Here is a 16,061-nt window from a genome sequence, read left to right on the forward strand (position 1 = left end):
AGAAAGGTCTTCTAGCAGGTCTAAAGAGAGAGAAAGCTGGGGAAACTGAAAAATAGATAGATTTATTTTTCAGGAGGCGAATGATACGATGATTTCTCCCCAATTTTCAGAGGATTCGAAAGAAGACCGTTATAGCCATTGGCCGGAAGCGCCGCAGGTGCTGCTTCACCGATTGCTAGTGAAGGTAGAGAGCGTATTGCTAGGCAAGCAGCAGGTTATCCGTCATACGTTAACCGCGCTCCTGGCAGGCGGACATGTACTGCTAGAGGATGTGCCTGGCGTTGGCAAAACGCTTCTGGCTCAGGCATTTGCGAGAGCGGTAGGCGGCGATTTCAAAAGAATACAGTTTACATCCGACATGCTCCCGGCCGATATCGTTGGCGGAGTCGTGCTGGATACCCGTACGAGCGAGCTTGTGTATCGTCCAGGTCCCATTATGGGCAATGTGGTGCTGGCCGACGAAATTAACCGGACATCGCCCCGCACGCAGTCCGCGCTGCTTGAAGCGATGGAAGAAAGGCGTGTAACGGTGGAGGGGAAAACCCGCAAGCTGCCGGTTCCTTTTATGCTGATTGCGACACAAAACCCGCTGAGCTTCGAGGGGACGAATACGCTGCCGGAAGCGCAGCTGGATCGCTTTATGATGCGGCTGACCATCGGTTACCCCGGCTCTTTCGAAGAGAAGCGGATGCTCGAGCAATACGCCGACGGCAATCGGATCGAGCCTGAGCGGCTGCGTCCCGTCATCGCGACAGAGGAATGGCTGCAAATGCAGGCGGAGGCAAGGCAGACCCACATGCATCCCGCGCTGCTTGAATATATGGTGCAGGTAGCGGATGCGACCCGTCGAGCGCCAGAGGTCGTGCTTGGCTTAAGCCCGCGCGCGCTGCGCGATTGGCTGCGGGCCTCCCAGGCTAATGCCTATATGGAAGGACGCGGCTACGCGGTGCCGGATGATTTGCTTGCAACGGCAGAAGCCGTGCTGCCTCACCGGCTGTCGCTTCGGTTCAATGCCTCCGCAACAGGTGTTGATGCGGCAGCGGTCATTAAGCGGACGATCCGCGATTGTACGATGCCGGCAGCAGCGGGAAGCGGGAAGCGCCGATGAATGCACCGTTTCAAGATGGCTTATTGCAGAGCGGGGAGCAGGAAGACGGTATCGCTGATAGCATAAACCCGCAAGCCGAATCCATGAAGGACCAGTCTGCGGGTGTCGGTGTCGAGCCAAGGGCGGCAGCCGCTCAAATGAACAAAAATGAGCCTGTGACCGAGGACCGGAATGCCCGTGGTTATCGTACAAGATGGCTCGCTTGGGCCATTATCGGCGCGGGCTGGATAGGATGCGCGGCAGCCATCCTGCTGCGGGGCGGCGCCGTGGAATGGTTTATGGCTGCCGTCCTGACCATGATTGTGGCAGTAAGCGGATTAGCGCCTGCTATGGCTGCGGCAGGCTTTAGCGCAGCGCGGGTTTTATCTCAGGAATTGACTCGCGAGGGAGGGCAGCTTGTCATCAGCTTGACGTTAAAGCGATCCTTTCTGATTCCATTCGTATGGATAGCGGTTCATGATGAAACGATGAACGAAAGCTCTGCGGCTAATCGCAAAATAAGTATCCGGACGGTGTTTACCCCTGCGCTCCGCAAAGAGACGACCTACCGTTATACGCTGCATAAATTGCGCCGCGGAAGGCATCCTTTCGAGCATGTAACGGTTACGGTAGGCGATTGGCTCGGACTCACGGCGATCCGCAAGCGGGTGGAGTGCAAGTCGGAGTTTATCGTGCTGCCGGGAATCCCGCAGCCGGAGAATGGAACAAAAGCAGAACGCGCGGGAGGGGCAGCTATTTATGCCGTGCCTTCTCCTCTGACAGGTGAAGCGCTCGATCGCCGCGGGGAAGCGGGACGCGAAGAAATCGAAGCAGCAGTGCGGGCAGCCGGAATGGGGCCGGATAGCCGTCCATACCGGGAAGGCGATTCGCTTCGGCATTTGGATTGGCGGAGCGCAGCCAAAGGACGAGGCCTTCATACCAAAGTTTATACACCGGAACAGCCAGTACAAACCTTTATTGCGGTCGATACGCTGGCTTCCGCCTATGATAAGGATGATCGCTTATTCGATGCTTGCGTGGGCTGGGCTGCGCTTGCCGTAACCAAGGCAGCATGGCTGGGAAGCGGCGTCACGCTGCTGCTCGGTCAAGGCGGGCAGGCGATTCAAACGCCTGTCGATGGCGGCACGCCGGAAGGCATTTCCGGTATGCTGCATGCGATGGCATTGCTTCGCGCAGAAGGAAAGGGCTCTTTGGCCGGAAGCTTTGTTCGCGGATCGAAAATGCTGACCCGCGGTTGCACGATCCTTGTTTTCACTGCGGATTGGAGGGGCGGGCGAAGCTGGGGAGAGCTGGCGGGTTACGCAGCCGAGCATGGCTGCAGGCTGGAGCTCTTTATTGTGACGCGCAGCAACATACCCTCCTTCGCGATGCGGGAGCAGCAGAAGTGGCTGGAGAGCGGCGGCGTCAAATTGACGTGGCTGCATGTTCCCGCGAGCATGGCCGCGCTTCCTTACGCCGAGGAAGGGGGTGAAGCGCATGAGTTTGCATAAAAGCGATGTGGCCGGAAGAACGAGAAAAGGGCTGCAGGCTGATCGCAATCCAATGCGCGGCGAAGCTCCCGAAGAGTCTATCGGCTACCGGTTCATGACAAGCCTGCTGCTGTTCGGCCTGCTTGCCGAATGGCTGCTCCCATGGGTAAACGCAGGGGAGTGGTCCATTATCTATAATCCGGTGCCGCTGCTGCTCGTTATCGGCTTTGTCTTGCTCGCTGGCTTATTTCGCATGCCGCTTGCGGTCACTCTTCCTATGAACACGCTCTTGTGCATCCTAAGCCTAATGTGGCTCTATAAAGGCGCGGATCAGGGCAGCCTGCAATGGCTGATTGGTTTTCCGGCGATGCTGAAGGAGCATTTTGTCCTGCTGGCGCAAAACGGTTTGTGGGCGATGTCCGGAGAGCTGCGGACGCTGCTGTTGTTTATTGGCTGGGCGATGCTTGCTCCTGCCCTTCAGGCTTTGTTGTGGATGCGTCAAACTGCGCTTGGTATCGCATGCATTACGTTGGTTTATCTAATTACGCTGCATGTATGGCTCGGCCTCGATGTCATGGGCGGCTTAATTCGAACCGTAGCGGAAGGACTGCTGCTTGGCAGCATAGTGGCCGTGCCGCGTGTGCAGCGCATCATTGAGACGGGTGTAGGCAAGCTTAAGCGATTGGATATGCGCTGGCTGTCGGGCTCGGTATTTGTAGTGCTGATGATTCTTGGCTGCAGCATGCTGTTTGCTGGCGGGCGCGAAGCCTCTATGCCGCCCCCGGGCTGGACGGCGTCGCTCAATGATCGCCTTGAGCAAACGATTCATTCCCTTGGCAATCAACAAGGGTCCATAACGGTGATGGGGCAAACGGGTTTTGATCGGCTTGGCGGCGCATTTACGGGCTACGGTTTTGATGACAGCCAGCTTGGCGCGCCCGTGAGCAAGGACAACCAAGTCCTATTCACGGGAAGTTCTACGGCAAAGGCCTACTGGCGCGGTGAATCGAAACAGGTATATGACGGTCGCGGTTGGGTGGATACCGCGGGCAGCCCTGTGCTGCTGCCTGTGAAGGACAGCGATACGGCAGTGTCGGCTGAAGCTTCCGCAGAGGCGGGGAACATACTAACGGGACCGGTGATTCGGCAAACGGTCGTTTGGTCCGAGCCGACAGCGGGCATGCCTCTCTTTTCATTGGGCTTCCATGGATATGTAACCGAGCTTATCGCTGCTGATCCTCGCCGCAAGCTTGGCAGTTACGTCTATAATGACGATAAAAGCTCCCTATATGCCCAGTCGGACAAGACGAAGGTGGAACGGTATACCGTAGAGAGCGTGCTTCCGGTAACCGACGGAGCGCAGCTCCGGGCGCTGGGCAGCGGAACGGAAGGCAGTCTGGCTGCGGACGGGAGTACGATTTCGTCCGGTGCCGAGGAAACCGATGCGAAGCTTGAGCCATACTTGCAGCTGCCTTCATCCTTGCCCGGCCGAGTCGTGGCTTTAGCCGCGGAAGTGGCAGGCGGCGGGGTAACGAGCCGGTATGATCAAGTCAAGGCGATTGAGGATTTTTTGAAAGCGAGTTATAGCTACACGCTCGATGGCAGCGCGCTGCCTCCGGAAGGCAGCGACTTCGTCGATCACTTCCTCTTCGAGCAGCGCCAAGGCTACTGCGTGCATTTCTCTACTGCGATGGTAGTTTTGCTTCGCTCGCAGGGCATCCCCGCAAGGTGGGTGAAGGGCTTTACTGCCGGGACTCCGGTTGGGGAGAGCTTGAGCGGTGATGCGTTAAGCGCGGATGAGGGTGCTCGAGGGAGTGTGAGTAGTGATGCGCTAAGTGCGGATGAGGGTGCTCGAGGGAGTGAGAGTAGTGATGCGTTAAGCGCGGACGAGAGTGCTCGTGGTAGTGAGAGCGTGGATGCGCTAAGCGCGGATGAAAGTGCGCATGGGAGTGTGAGCGGGGATGCGCTAAGCGCGGACGAGAGTGCTCGTGGTAGTGAGAGCGTAGATGCGCTAAGCGCGGGGAAATCGGATAGTGCTTCAGATGTTGAGAGCATGAAGCTGGTGAATTACGAAGTGAGAGCTTCTGACGCGCATGCCTGGGTTGAGGTATATTTCCCAGGCGCAGGCTGGGTGCCCTTCGATCCGACGCCGGGAATCAGCGGCGTCTTGAATGTCGCGTCCGCCGGTTCTGCTGGCGGCGCGCTTGCTGCTCCCGCGATGGGTGCAGCGGGAGCGGCTTTGGCGAGCGGCGTCGGCAGCGATGCTTTTGGGCTTAGCGAGGCGAGCATTGCGGGCCTCGCTGCATGGGCTGAGGCGGCGGCTGAGCAAGCCGCCTCTACCGTTGCGCGCGGGGCAGACGCCCTCGCGCAAGCGGCGCAGAGCGCCGCCAAAAGCGCGGCGGCGGCATCGCCCGCCGCTGCAGCTGCCGCAGGCGCGGCCGCGCTGGTGCTTGCGGCCGCGGCCATTGCTGCGGCGCAGCGCCAGCGGCTCCGCCTTTCGCTGGCACTGCGCCGTTATGGCGCGGCATACGCCGGCGTCGCGAAGCCCGTCGGCGCAGCCGCGCCCTACCCGTCACATGAACCTGTGACGGACAGCAGTGCCGCGGCGGAGCTTGCGCCGCGGCATGCAAAAATGCCGCGCAACGCCGAAGGGCGTGTGCGCGCGAGCTTTATTGCCGTCGCCGACACGGTGGCGCCGCTGCTGCATCGCCGTTTCGGCGTGCACGCGCAGGGAATAACGGCGCGTGAATATGCAAGCGCCACCGAGCCGATGCTGGCGGCGGAGCAGCAGGATGCCCTGCGTCAGCTGACGAGCTGGATAGAAGAGGCGCATTTTGCTGCTCCAGGACCATGGCCCGGCGCGCCGACGCCGGCTGCGCTGCGCACCGTTTTGCGAGTACTGGATAAGCAGCCGGTACACAAAACCAAACGTTCCTCTGCCGTGAAGGCGTCCAATTAAATGTGAATAGATCAGCTCTATTTCTAGCTTATCCTCGTACGGGTACCTAGAATCGGAGCCGCTAGCATAGACGAGCCGACACTTATGTTTAATCTTATTTAAGAACATACAAGTAACATAATTAACAGGAAATTCTCCTGCTAATTTCACCTAATTACGTATATCAACCCACTTAGCTGGAATTTCTCCATCTAATTTGATCATTATGGCCCGGATAGGGGTCAATTGGTTGTATTAACGGGAGAAAATCCCGTTAAATGCTATGATAATCGATTAAGTGAAAATTAGATGGAGTTTTTCCTGTTATTTGTCGTTTATTCCTTATCTAAGCTAATACTGCTGCCAATCTACCATCCACATTTCATCGCCCAGTATGCCTCAAGCATCGCTCCTGCACATACCCAGCTTAGATCCCGTGCCAATTTACCAACGATCCACCTCATCGCCTAGCATGGATCAAGCATTATCCCCGCACATATCGGACACTCATACAAAACTAATCTACCAACGCTCCGCTCGATCACCTTGCATGAGTCGCTCGACTCCGCACTTAGCAAGCTTTGATCTAATGCTAATCTATCACCATTTCGCTCCAAAACTTGGAATTAAGCACCACTCCTGCACATACCCAGGTTTGAATCCGTGCCAAACCACCACCACTCCACCTAATCGCCTATTCCCGCACTTATCGAGCTCTCATGCAATGCTAATCTACCATCGCTCCGCAACCAGCTAAATCTAATGCAAATCTATCACCGCTCTGCTCCACGGCTTGGAATCAAGCATCAGCTCCGCTCCATAGCCATAAATCAAGCTGCATTCCACACTGATCCAACTCAATCCATGCACCACTCCAACACCTACCAAAAGCTCATCTGAAGCTTTCCCTGTTCCAATTAAGCTCTACATCCTCCAAACTATCCCAGCTCCAATAAGCTCAACATCCTCCAATCGTCCCCTTGTTCCAATTCAACTCAACGCCACCAATTCTCCGGTTCCAACTCACCGCACCATCCACCCCCTAATTCCCCCAATCTAACCGGATTTCTCCCGCCCCAAAAGGCCGCGGCAGCTTCTCCTACGAATTGTCACGTGGATTCGCCTTGACTCGCTCAAACCGCCTTATATATAATTACTACATAATTTGAGGGAGGCTCGGTAATGACTAAGCAAAATGAAATCATCGTTGTTCTCGATTTTGGAGGCCAATACAATCAGCTGATTGCGCGCCGTATTCGCGATTTGGGCGTATACAGCGAGCTATTGCCTTACAACACGCCGGTAGAACGGATCCGTGAATTGCAGCCGAAAGGTATTGTATTCTCGGGAGGACCGGCTAGCGTTTACGAAGAAAATTCACCAATGGTGGATCCTGCGATTTATGATTTGAACATTCCGATTTTTGGAATTTGCTACGGTATGCAGCTTATGTCTCACCAGCTCGAGGGCAAGGTTGAGCGCGCGGGCAAACGCGAGTACGGCAAAGCAGAAGTTGAGTTTATCGAAGGTTCCCAAATCGGTTTTGGACTCGATAAGGTTCAAACGGTATGGATGAGCCACGGCGATCACGTTGTCGAGCTGCCTGCAGGCTTTGCGGTTGACGCAAGCACGGAGCATGCTCCTGTTGCGGCAATGAGCAATAAAGAACGTCAATTCTACGCGGTTCAATTCCATCCGGAGGTTCGCCACTCTGAGTTTGGTAACGAGATGATCCGCAATTTCCTATACAACGTTTGTGATTGCGACGGCACATGGACGATGGAATCGTTCATTGAAGATGCGATCCGTGATATCCGTAACGAAGTGGGCGACAAAAAGGTTCTATGCGCGCTTTCCGGCGGCGTAGATTCTTCGGTTGTTGCGATCCTGCTTCACAAAGCGATCGGCGATCAGCTCACTTGTATGTTTATCGACCACGGCATGCTCCGCAAAGGCGAAGCCGAGGGCGTTATGGAAACCTTCGTTGGCAAATTCGACATGAAGGTGCTTAAGATCGACGCGCAGGAGCGTTTCCTAAGCAAACTGAAGGGCGTAGAGGATCCGGAGCAAAAACGTAAAATTATCGGCAACGAGTTCATTTATGTGTTCCAAGAAGAGTCCGATAAATTGGATGACTTTGAATTTTTGGCGCAAGGCACGCTTTATACGGATATCGTGGAAAGCGGTACGGCTACGGCGCAAACGATCAAATCTCACCATAACGTTGGCGGTTTGCCTGAAGACATTAAGTTCAAGCTCGTTGAACCGCTTAAAGCTTTGTTCAAGGACGAGGTGCGTAAAGTCGGCGAAGAGTGCGGCTTGCCGGAAGCAATCGTTTGGCGTCAGCCGTTCCCAGGTCCGGGTCTTGCGATTCGTGTCCTAGGCGAAGTAACGGAGGACAAGCTTCTGATTGTCCGTGAATCCGATGCGATTTTGCGCGATGAGATTGCAAAAGCAGGACTTGACCGTGAAATTTGGCAATACTTCACCGCGCTTCCTAACATGAAGAGCGTAGGCGTTATGGGCGATGCCCGTACGTATTCCTATACCGTCGGCATCCGCGCGGTTACCTCCATCGACGGCATGACCGCTGACTGGGCGCGTATTCCTTGGGATGTGCTCGAGAAAATTTCGGTGCGTATCGTAAACGAAGTGGACAACGTTAACCGTATCGTCTACGATGTGACTTCGAAGCCGCCTGCAACGATCGAGTGGGAATAGGCTCTCTTTTGTTCAACCAGCTTTAAAATATCGAAAATAAACAAAAGGCGTACGAACTGGTGACAGTTTCGTACGCCTTTTTTGCATTCTTTAGCACATAGGAACAAGTCGTTTCCGTCTGCAGCCATCCAACTAAATGAGAGTTTGCGGCTCTAAACTCTGAACAATTGAAGCTGGATTCGTGTAAGCAGCGTTTCTTTGCACGCAAGAGATCAACAAGCCTATGATTCTGATTGGAAGATAAAGCGAGGAGATCACATCCCTAATTTCCAAGTCATCAAAAATGTCATGACTCAACGCTTCGATCGTTAATCTGCTTACCGAACCCGAAAAGCAAGGCTTCAAAGGCATCATTGAAGGTAGAAGAAAGGCGGTCCATCATGGATTCGACGCTCTCCTCCGAATGGGTATATGTGCCGATGATCCCTCGCAGCATATAGAAATAAATGCGTGAACAGCTGAGAAGTTGATCGCCGTCAGACAAATTAAGATTCGTTTTTAGGAGCTGAACGACGATATTGAACATTTGATTGCGCAGCCGGTTGACCTCTAGATCAGATTCCGGTTCATCGACAGGGACTGGTTTTGCCTCGAAAAATAGGGCATACATGCTCCGGTTGTCCAAGCAGAACCGAATAAGTTGTTCATGCAAGCGGCGCAGCTTCTCGTCCGCGGATAGGAAGGCATCGGCCGCAAGCGTATTTAGAGCAGCGTTCAACTGGAGCAGCCGGGGCATGGATAGGGCGTGAAGCAAAGCCTCTTTATCCTGAAAATAAATATAGATCGTCGTATGCGAGCAGCCGGCTTCCTTGGCGATCTCTCTAATCGTTACCGCTTCATAGCCTTTCTCGGCGAACAGCTTTTCGGCAGCGGAAATAATCAAGCGTTTCGTTTCCTCGGAACGTTGCTCCTTTTTCGAGGCCATCGGCAGCCCTCCTCCGTATTGTAGTAACCATCGGTTACGAACCGTTGGTTATATGTTATTCCCGGGTTTCAGATGTTGTCAACCAAGCCTATCTGCTATAATTTATAGATCACCATTACATCCGCAAACCTAAGTCCACGCTTGCGAAACCAGGTTTGCATTCGCAAACCTAAGTCAATGCTTACGAAGCCAGGTTTGCATGCGCAAACCTTTTAGGAGAATACCATGAAGTTACTGCCATCCGTCAGTAAAGACGAGATTGCGCTGCCGCAGGCTTTTCCGATAATGATCTCGCAATCGGTGGGGGTTACGCCAACCTTTCAAAGGCTGCACTGGCACAAAGCGCTTGAAATTAACTATATCGAGCAGGGAAGCGGCTATTATTTGATCAACGGGAACCGCTATGACTTCCGGCAGGGCGATATCGTGCTCATTCATTCCAATGATTTGCACCGCGCTTTTGAAGCGGAAGAGCTGGTCATGAGCATCGTCATGTTTGATTCTTCCATCCTTGCGCTGGAGCAGCGTTATGACGCGGAGCTGCTCAATCCGTTCCGCGATATCGGTCTGCGTTTTGAACATTTACTAGATAGAGCGCATCCTATGCTGGAGAAGCTTGGGGTTATCCTGAAGGAAATGTCTGCTGAATTTGAGCGGAGGGAGCCGCATTTCGAGGTCATTGTGAGGGCAAAGCTCATTCAGCTGCTGGCGTTCGTCAACCGTTATTTTATGAAAAATAGTAAAAAAGAAGCGCTGCACGCGCGCGGAACGGAAACCATTCGAGGCGTGCTGCGCGATATCGAGACCGCTATTGCCCATCCGTGGACGCTAGCAGAGCTGGCGGACGCCGCGCATCTAAGCCCGTCGCGCTTCAGCTCGCTGTTCGTGCAGGTCGTCGGCACCTCGCCCATGGATTATTTAATCCAGCTCCGTCTGGCACAGGCAGCTTACCTGCTGGAATCCACGGATATGAAGATTATCGAAGTGGCAGCGGAATGCGGGTTCCGCAATTTATCTAATTTCAACCGATTGTTCAAACAGCATATCGGCAGGCTGCCCTCGGAGCTTAGAACATAAAAACAGTAAGATTGTATCAGAACATCGTTCTTTTTCATTAGAAGAGCGGTGTTTTTTATTTTAAAATAGAAGAATGTATAAATGAGATGGTTATACGATGCTACTATTTCAACGCGAACCGAATTCTCGCCGCAAAGGCTGGCGTCAGCCGGTTACGCTAGAAATAGAAGAAAGTACAAAAAAGGAGCGTGAACGTCATGATTTTCCTTGGAATAGACGCAGGTGGCAGCAAAACCCACGCCCTGCTCGTAGACGAGAAAGGCCAGGTGCTGGGCAGAGGGCTCGGCGGCAACGGAAACCACCAAACGGCGTTTGAACAAGCGGGAACAAGCATTGAAGATGCTTGCCGGCAGGCTTTGCAGGAAGCTGGCGCAGCGAAGGAACAGGTGACGTTTGCGTATTTTGGGCTCGCCGGGGCCGATCGCGAGCCGGACTATGAAATTTTGCGTCCGATGATCGCATCGCTTGACTATAAGCAATACGCCATCGCATGCGATACGATGATCGGCATGCGCGCCGGGACGAAACAATCGTACGGGGCAGTCATCATTAGCGGCACCGGATTTAATGCGGCAGCCCGCAATCCGCAAGGCGAAGAACTTCAGTATGGCGGCTTCGGCTATTTGTTCGGCGACGGGCAGGGCTCGGGCACGGACCTCGCGGTTCATGCCTTCCGCAGCGCCATTCGCGCCTCGGAGGGCAGGGAGCAAGCGACGCTGCTGAGCAAGCTCGTTCCGGAGCGGTTAGGCTATGCGACTATTCAAGAAATGTACGATGACGCGCTTTATAACGGCAAGCGACCTTCCCATAGTCTTGCAAAGGTTATGTTTGAAGCGGCGTCGCTCGGCGATGCGGTCGCGATACGTATTCTGCGGGAAGCAGGCAGCGAGCATGCAAATGCGGTCATTGCGCTGATCAAGCGCCTCGGCATGGAGCAAGAGCGCTTCGATGTTGTTTTGACGGGCAGCGTGCTCTCGCGGGGAGGCTCCCCGCATATGGTTGATGCGATCCAAGAAGCGCTGGCCATAGCTGCGCCGCATGCGAAAACCGTAAGATTGACGGTCGACCCGGTCATCGGAGCCGTGATGAGCGCTATGGATTGCAGCGGCATCGCCATCGGCGAAGCAGTTGATTCCGCACTGCGAAAAATAACATTTTAATAGATAGGGAGGTACGTGCACATGTCCAAAAAACCACTCAAGGTCGCTGTCATTGGAGGCGGTTCCTCGTATACGCCTGAAATCGTGGAAGGCTTCATCAAAAAATACGATGAGATGCCGATCAGCGAGCTGTGGCTCGTTGATATCGAGGAGGGCCGCCATAAGCTCGCGATTGTCGGTGAGCTTGCCAGGCGTATGGTTGAAAAGGCCGGATTGCCGATGGAAGTGAAATTAACGCTGAACCGCCGCGAAGCGATTGCCGGCGCAGATTTTGTGACGACGCAAATGCGGGTAGGGCTGCTGGAGGCTAGACGGCGCGATGAGCATATACCGATTTCCCACGGTGTCATCGGGCAGGAAACGACAGGTCCGGGAGGCATGTTCAAGGCGCTTCGCACGGTGCCGGTCATATTAGATATTTGCAAGGATATTGAAGAGCTGGCGCCCGATGCATGGATGCTGAATTTTACGAATCCGGCAGGGATCGTAACGGAAGCGGTGCAGAAGCACAGCCGCGTTAAGACGGTCGGGCTATGCAATTCCCCGATTAACTTTCAGAAGTTTCTCGCTAAAGAGTACGGCGTAAGCGAACGCGATGTTTTGCCTGAGTTCGTCGGCATTAACCATCTTCACTGGATTACGGCGGCATACGTGAATGGCGAAGATAAGCTGCAGGAGATGATTGGCGGCGGCAGGGATTATTCGGCCACGAACGTCACCGCTTTTGACTGGGATGCGGATTTTCTCCGTTCGCTTGGCGCGCTGCCGACGTATTATCTTCGCTATTTCTACATGACGGATGCGATGCTCGCGGATATGACCGAATCGCTTGCAAAAAACGGCACGCGCGCCGAAGTCGTCAGCCGGGTGGAGGAGGAGCTTTTCGAGCTATACAAGGACGTAAATTTGAAGGAGAAGCCGAAGCAGCTTGAGAAGCGCGGCGGCGCTTATTACTCCGAGGCCGCGGTCAATCTCATGCATGCCCTTTATACGGATAAGCGGGATATTCAAACGCTAAATGTGAGAAACGGCAATATTATCGATTTTCTGCCCGAGGATGCCAGCATTGAGGTCAACTGCGTCGTTACGGCGCAGGGGCCGATCCCGATGCCGCTGCAGCGTGTGCCCGAGCAAATCAAAGGGCTTATGCATGCCGTAAAAACCTATGAATCGCTGACAATCGAAGCTGCGATCAGCGGCGATAGAGGCATCGCTCTGCAAGCGCTGGTGCATCATCCGCTCGTTCCAAGCGTAGCGGTTGCGAAGGTGCTGCTTGAAGAGATGCTTGAAGCGAACAAAGCTTATTTACCTAACTTTTTTGATAACGAATGAATATAAGCTGCCTAAGGTGCAGTTATGAGAAGGGCGGGAGCAAGATTCCCGCTCTTCTTTTCGTTTGTATGAAGAAAATTTTGTATTGACATATATCTGAAACGGTTATAAGATTACTAAAGTTCTTGAACATGATAATCATTATCAATATAACGAAAATGGTTATCAATAAATATAGAAGTAATGGTTTAAAAAAATAGGGGGTAAGAGGAAATGAACAAACGTTTAATGAGCTTGATTATGGTGATCGTCGTTATGCTGGTTGCAGCTGGCTGCGGTGCGAACAATTCGGTTAACACAGCAGCAGGAAACGAGAAAAACGGCAATGCGGCCGAAACCAATGCAGCCGAGACTAATGCGAGTACTGAAACGGCGTCCGGCCCAATTGTTGTTAAGGATGCCAAAGGCGAAGTAACGCTGGATAAGCCTGCACAAAAAGTTGTTGTACTGGAATGGACATTTACAGAGGATATTATTGCGTTAGGCATGCAGCCTATCGGCAACGCGGACAATGAAAACTATAAGCTGTGGGTAACGGGCGAAGCTCCGCTTGACGCAGGCGTGACAGACGTTGGTCTCCGCCACGAGCCTAACCTTGAGACTATCGCATCTTTGAAGCCTGATCTGATTATTGCGAACACGGACAGCCACGAAGCGATCTACGACCAGCTGAAAGGCATTGCGCCGACACTTATATTCAGCCTGTACCCGCCGGATGGTCAAGGCGACCAGTACACCGAGATGATCAATATGTTCAAATCGATTGCTGCGGCAGTAGGCAAAACACCGGAAGGCGACAAAGTGCTTGCCGATCTCGACCAGCATTATGCGGATGCGAAAACAAAGCTGGCTGCAGCTGGCAAAGACGGCTTGAACTATGTACTCACGCAAGCATTCAGCTACCAGAACGCTGCAACGATGCGCTTGTTCACAGACAACTCTTTGGCGGTGCAAACACTGGATCGTATTGGTCTGAAAAACGATTGGAAATCCGAGAATTTCGAGCTTTACGGCTTTAGCACTTCGACAGTAGAAGCGCTGCCTGCCGTTCAAGATACGAACCTGCTTTATATCGTTCAAAAGGACGACGACATTTTCGCAGGAGCGCTGAAAGACAATTCCGTATGGAACGGCCTGAACTTCGTGAAAGAAAAACGTACATATGCCCTCGACAGCGCAACATGGGTGTTCGGCGGTCCGATCTCCTCCAAAGTGATCGTTGACCAAGTCGTAAATGTTTTGACGAAATGAGCGAGATGATGACGAATCGCAAAAACGAAGCCTCATTGGGTATGATTTGGCGAATGATCGGTATATTCGGGGGCGGCCTTGCCGCCCTTTTCGTTCTGTCTGTGCTGAGCCTGTGCTTTGGGGAAGCACAGATTCCGGCAGCTACCGTGTTTGACGGTTTAATGCACCGGCAGGGAGACCTGATGGAACATAATCTGCTTTGGGATATCCGGATGCCGCGGACGGTGATCGGCATCATCGCCGGCGCCGCGCTAGCAGCGGCAGGAGCGCTTTTGCAGACCATAACGAAAAATCCGCTCGCAGCCTCCGATACGCTTGGGATTAATGCCGGCGCGTACTTTATGGTTGTGCTCGGTATGGTTGCTTTTCCCGCGCTGCAGCATCAGTTCCCTTTTTTGCTGGCAGCAGGCGGGGGCTTCCTGGCCGCGCTGGCTGCTTATTTCCTTGGCGGGGGCCGCACGGCAACGCCGGTCCGGCTGGCTTTATCGGGCATGATCGTATCGTTGGTGCTAGGCGCATTTACGTCGGCCATTCACATTTTTAAAGAAACGGAAACGCAATCCTTGTTTTTATGGGGAGCGGGCACCTTGATCCAGCTCGACTGGAGCGGCGTCGAGTATGCCTGGCCGTTCGTGGCGGCGCTGCTCGTTATCGCTATAATCGCAGGTCGTCAATTCGACGCGCTGGAGCTGGATGAATCGACCGCGCGCTCGTTAGGGCAGCGCGTTGGCCTCACCCGAGCGGGCGGACTTACGCTTTCGGTGTTTATGGCCGCGATCGTGGTCAGCGTTGTCGGACCGATTGGTTTTGTCGGGCTTGTTGCCCCGCATCTGGTCCGTCTCTCAGGCATTCGCAAGCATCGCTTGCTCATTCCGGCAAGTGCGCTTTGGGGCGCGCTGCTCATAACGGCTGCGGATTTGCTCGCCCGCATGGTGCGCAGCAGTCTCGGCGAAATGCCGGTCGGCGCTGTGATGGCGATCATCGGGGCGCCTTGGCTTATTTGGCTGGTGCTTACCAAGATGAAAAACATTTCCGGCTCGGGCACGGGACAGTCGTCCATGAGCATCGGGGGAGCCCCGCTGCGTATGCGCTACGCGCCGACTGCGATTTCCATGGCCGTCTTGCTGGCTGTCTTAATCCTAGTCAGTTTGTCGCTCGGCGGGACGAAAATCCCGATTCTGGAATTGCTGAGAAGCCTTGTTGGGGCAGGAGACGACTCTTACTCCGTACTGCTGAATTTACGGCTTCCGCGCACGTTGGTTGCAGCTGGCGGCGGTATCGCGCTGGCGATCAGCGGCGTGCTCATTCAAAGCGCGGTCCGCAATCCTCTGGCGGATGCTTCGATTATCGGAGTGACCTCAGGCGCGGGCTTTGGCGCTTTGGTGGTGTTGGTCGCTTGGCCTACGCTGCCGATTTTCGCTCTTCCGATTGCCGCTATTGCAGGCGGTGTTATCTCAGCGGCCTTTGTATTTTTCTTGGCATGGCGCAAGTCACTTAACCCTTCGGTTCTTATTTTGCTTGGCATCGCGGTATCTGCCATTGGCTCTGCCGGCATACAGGCGATGATCGTGAAGGCAAGCCTTTGGAGCAGCACGGCTTTCGTCTGGATTACCGGTACGACCTACGGGCGAGGGTGGGACCAGTTTAACAGCATTTTTATCTTTCTTCTCATTCTGGTGCCGGCCGCTTATTATTTGGGCAGAAAATTTGACCTGCTCGCATTCGGAGACGAAAGCTCGACAGGCTTTGGCCTGCCCGTGAGGGGCACGCGCCTCTGGGCCATGATTATCGGAGTGCTGCTTGCTGCCGGCGCAGTTGCAAGCGTGGGCACGATCGGTTTCCTTGGACTAATGGCGCCGCATGCGGTGCGAATGATGGTCGGTCACCATACGAGACGCTCCATTGTATTATCGGGTCTGCTTGGCGGCCTGCTGCTCGTGCTTGCGGATACGTTAGGCAGAACGGTGATGGCGCCGAAGGAGATCCCGTCCGGACTGATTATCATGCTGATTGGAGCGCCTTATTTCCTTCTCCTGATGTACCGTTCTCTCGTCAAGAAAACATAGTTTTTCCAAAAAGA

General features: G+C 54.0%; 10 protein-coding genes. 9 read left to right on the forward strand and 1 reads right to left on the reverse strand.

Annotated features, from left to right (window positions below):
* The first annotated feature begins 88 nt into the window (after positions 1-88).
* The 4 genes from MRBLPE1_RS25620 (at position 89) to guaA (ending at position 8,236) form a co-directional block, all read left to right on the forward strand.
* Positions 89-1,108 carry an AAA family ATPase gene (locus tag MRBLPE1_RS25620; RefSeq protein ID WP_364150955.1) on the forward strand — a complete coding sequence of 340 codons (1,020 nt, stop codon included), beginning with the start codon at positions 89-91 and terminating at the stop codon, positions 1,106-1,108.
* Positions 1,066-2,598 (forward strand): DUF58 domain-containing protein, encoded by a 1,533-nt coding sequence (locus MRBLPE1_RS25625; RefSeq protein ID WP_364150958.1) that lies wholly within the window; start codon positions 1,066-1,068, stop codon positions 2,596-2,598. Before MRBLPE1_RS25620 ends, MRBLPE1_RS25625 begins: the two co-directional genes overlap by 43 nt.
* The gene (locus tag MRBLPE1_RS25630) at positions 2,585-5,536 is read left to right on the forward strand and encodes a transglutaminase-like domain-containing protein (protein WP_364150961.1); all 2,952 of its coding nucleotides are present in this window, start codon (positions 2,585-2,587) and stop codon (positions 5,534-5,536) included. Before MRBLPE1_RS25625 ends, MRBLPE1_RS25630 begins: the two co-directional genes overlap by 14 nt.
* 1,161 nt (positions 5,537-6,697) lie before the next feature.
* Positions 6,698-8,236, forward strand: a complete 1,539-nt coding sequence (guaA, locus tag MRBLPE1_RS25635) for a glutamine-hydrolyzing GMP synthase (RefSeq protein ID WP_364150964.1) — start codon at positions 6,698-6,700, stop codon at positions 8,234-8,236.
* A 286-nt stretch (positions 8,237-8,522) separates the two neighbouring features.
* Here guaA and MRBLPE1_RS25640 read toward each other — a convergent pair whose 3' ends face one another.
* Complete coding sequence (locus MRBLPE1_RS25640) at positions 8,523-9,161, reverse strand: TetR/AcrR family transcriptional regulator (protein WP_364150966.1); 639 nt, start codon at positions 9,159-9,161, stop codon at positions 8,523-8,525.
* 225 nt (positions 9,162-9,386) lie between these two features.
* Between MRBLPE1_RS25640 and MRBLPE1_RS25645 the strand changes: the two genes are divergently transcribed.
* The 5 genes from MRBLPE1_RS25645 (at position 9,387) to MRBLPE1_RS25665 (ending at position 16,047) form a co-directional block, all read left to right on the forward strand.
* On the forward strand, positions 9,387-10,238 hold the full coding sequence (locus MRBLPE1_RS25645) for an AraC family transcriptional regulator (RefSeq protein ID WP_364150968.1): 852 nt from the start codon (positions 9,387-9,389) through the stop codon (positions 10,236-10,238).
* A 197-nt stretch (positions 10,239-10,435) separates the two neighbouring features.
* Positions 10,436-11,398: an N-acetylglucosamine kinase gene (locus MRBLPE1_RS25650; RefSeq protein ID WP_364150970.1), complete on the forward strand. Its 963-nt coding sequence runs from the start codon at positions 10,436-10,438 to the stop codon at positions 11,396-11,398.
* 21 nt (positions 11,399-11,419) lie between these two features.
* On the forward strand, positions 11,420-12,730 hold the full coding sequence (locus MRBLPE1_RS25655) for a 6-phospho-beta-glucosidase (RefSeq protein ID WP_364150973.1): 1,311 nt from the start codon (positions 11,420-11,422) through the stop codon (positions 12,728-12,730).
* A 213-nt stretch (positions 12,731-12,943) separates the two neighbouring features.
* Positions 12,944-13,981: an ABC transporter substrate-binding protein gene (locus tag MRBLPE1_RS25660; RefSeq protein WP_364150975.1), complete on the forward strand. Its 1,038-nt coding sequence runs from the start codon at positions 12,944-12,946 to the stop codon at positions 13,979-13,981.
* Positions 13,982-13,989: 8 nt separating this feature from the next.
* The gene (locus MRBLPE1_RS25665; RefSeq protein WP_364150978.1) at positions 13,990-16,047 is read left to right on the forward strand and encodes an iron ABC transporter permease; all 2,058 of its coding nucleotides are present in this window, start codon (positions 13,990-13,992) and stop codon (positions 16,045-16,047) included.
* Positions 16,048-16,061 lie beyond the last annotated feature (14 nt).

It is taken from the genome of Paenibacillus sp. LPE1-1-1.1 (assembly GCF_040676435.1).
Taxonomy (GTDB): Bacteria; Bacillota; Bacilli; order Paenibacillales; family Paenibacillaceae; genus Pristimantibacillus.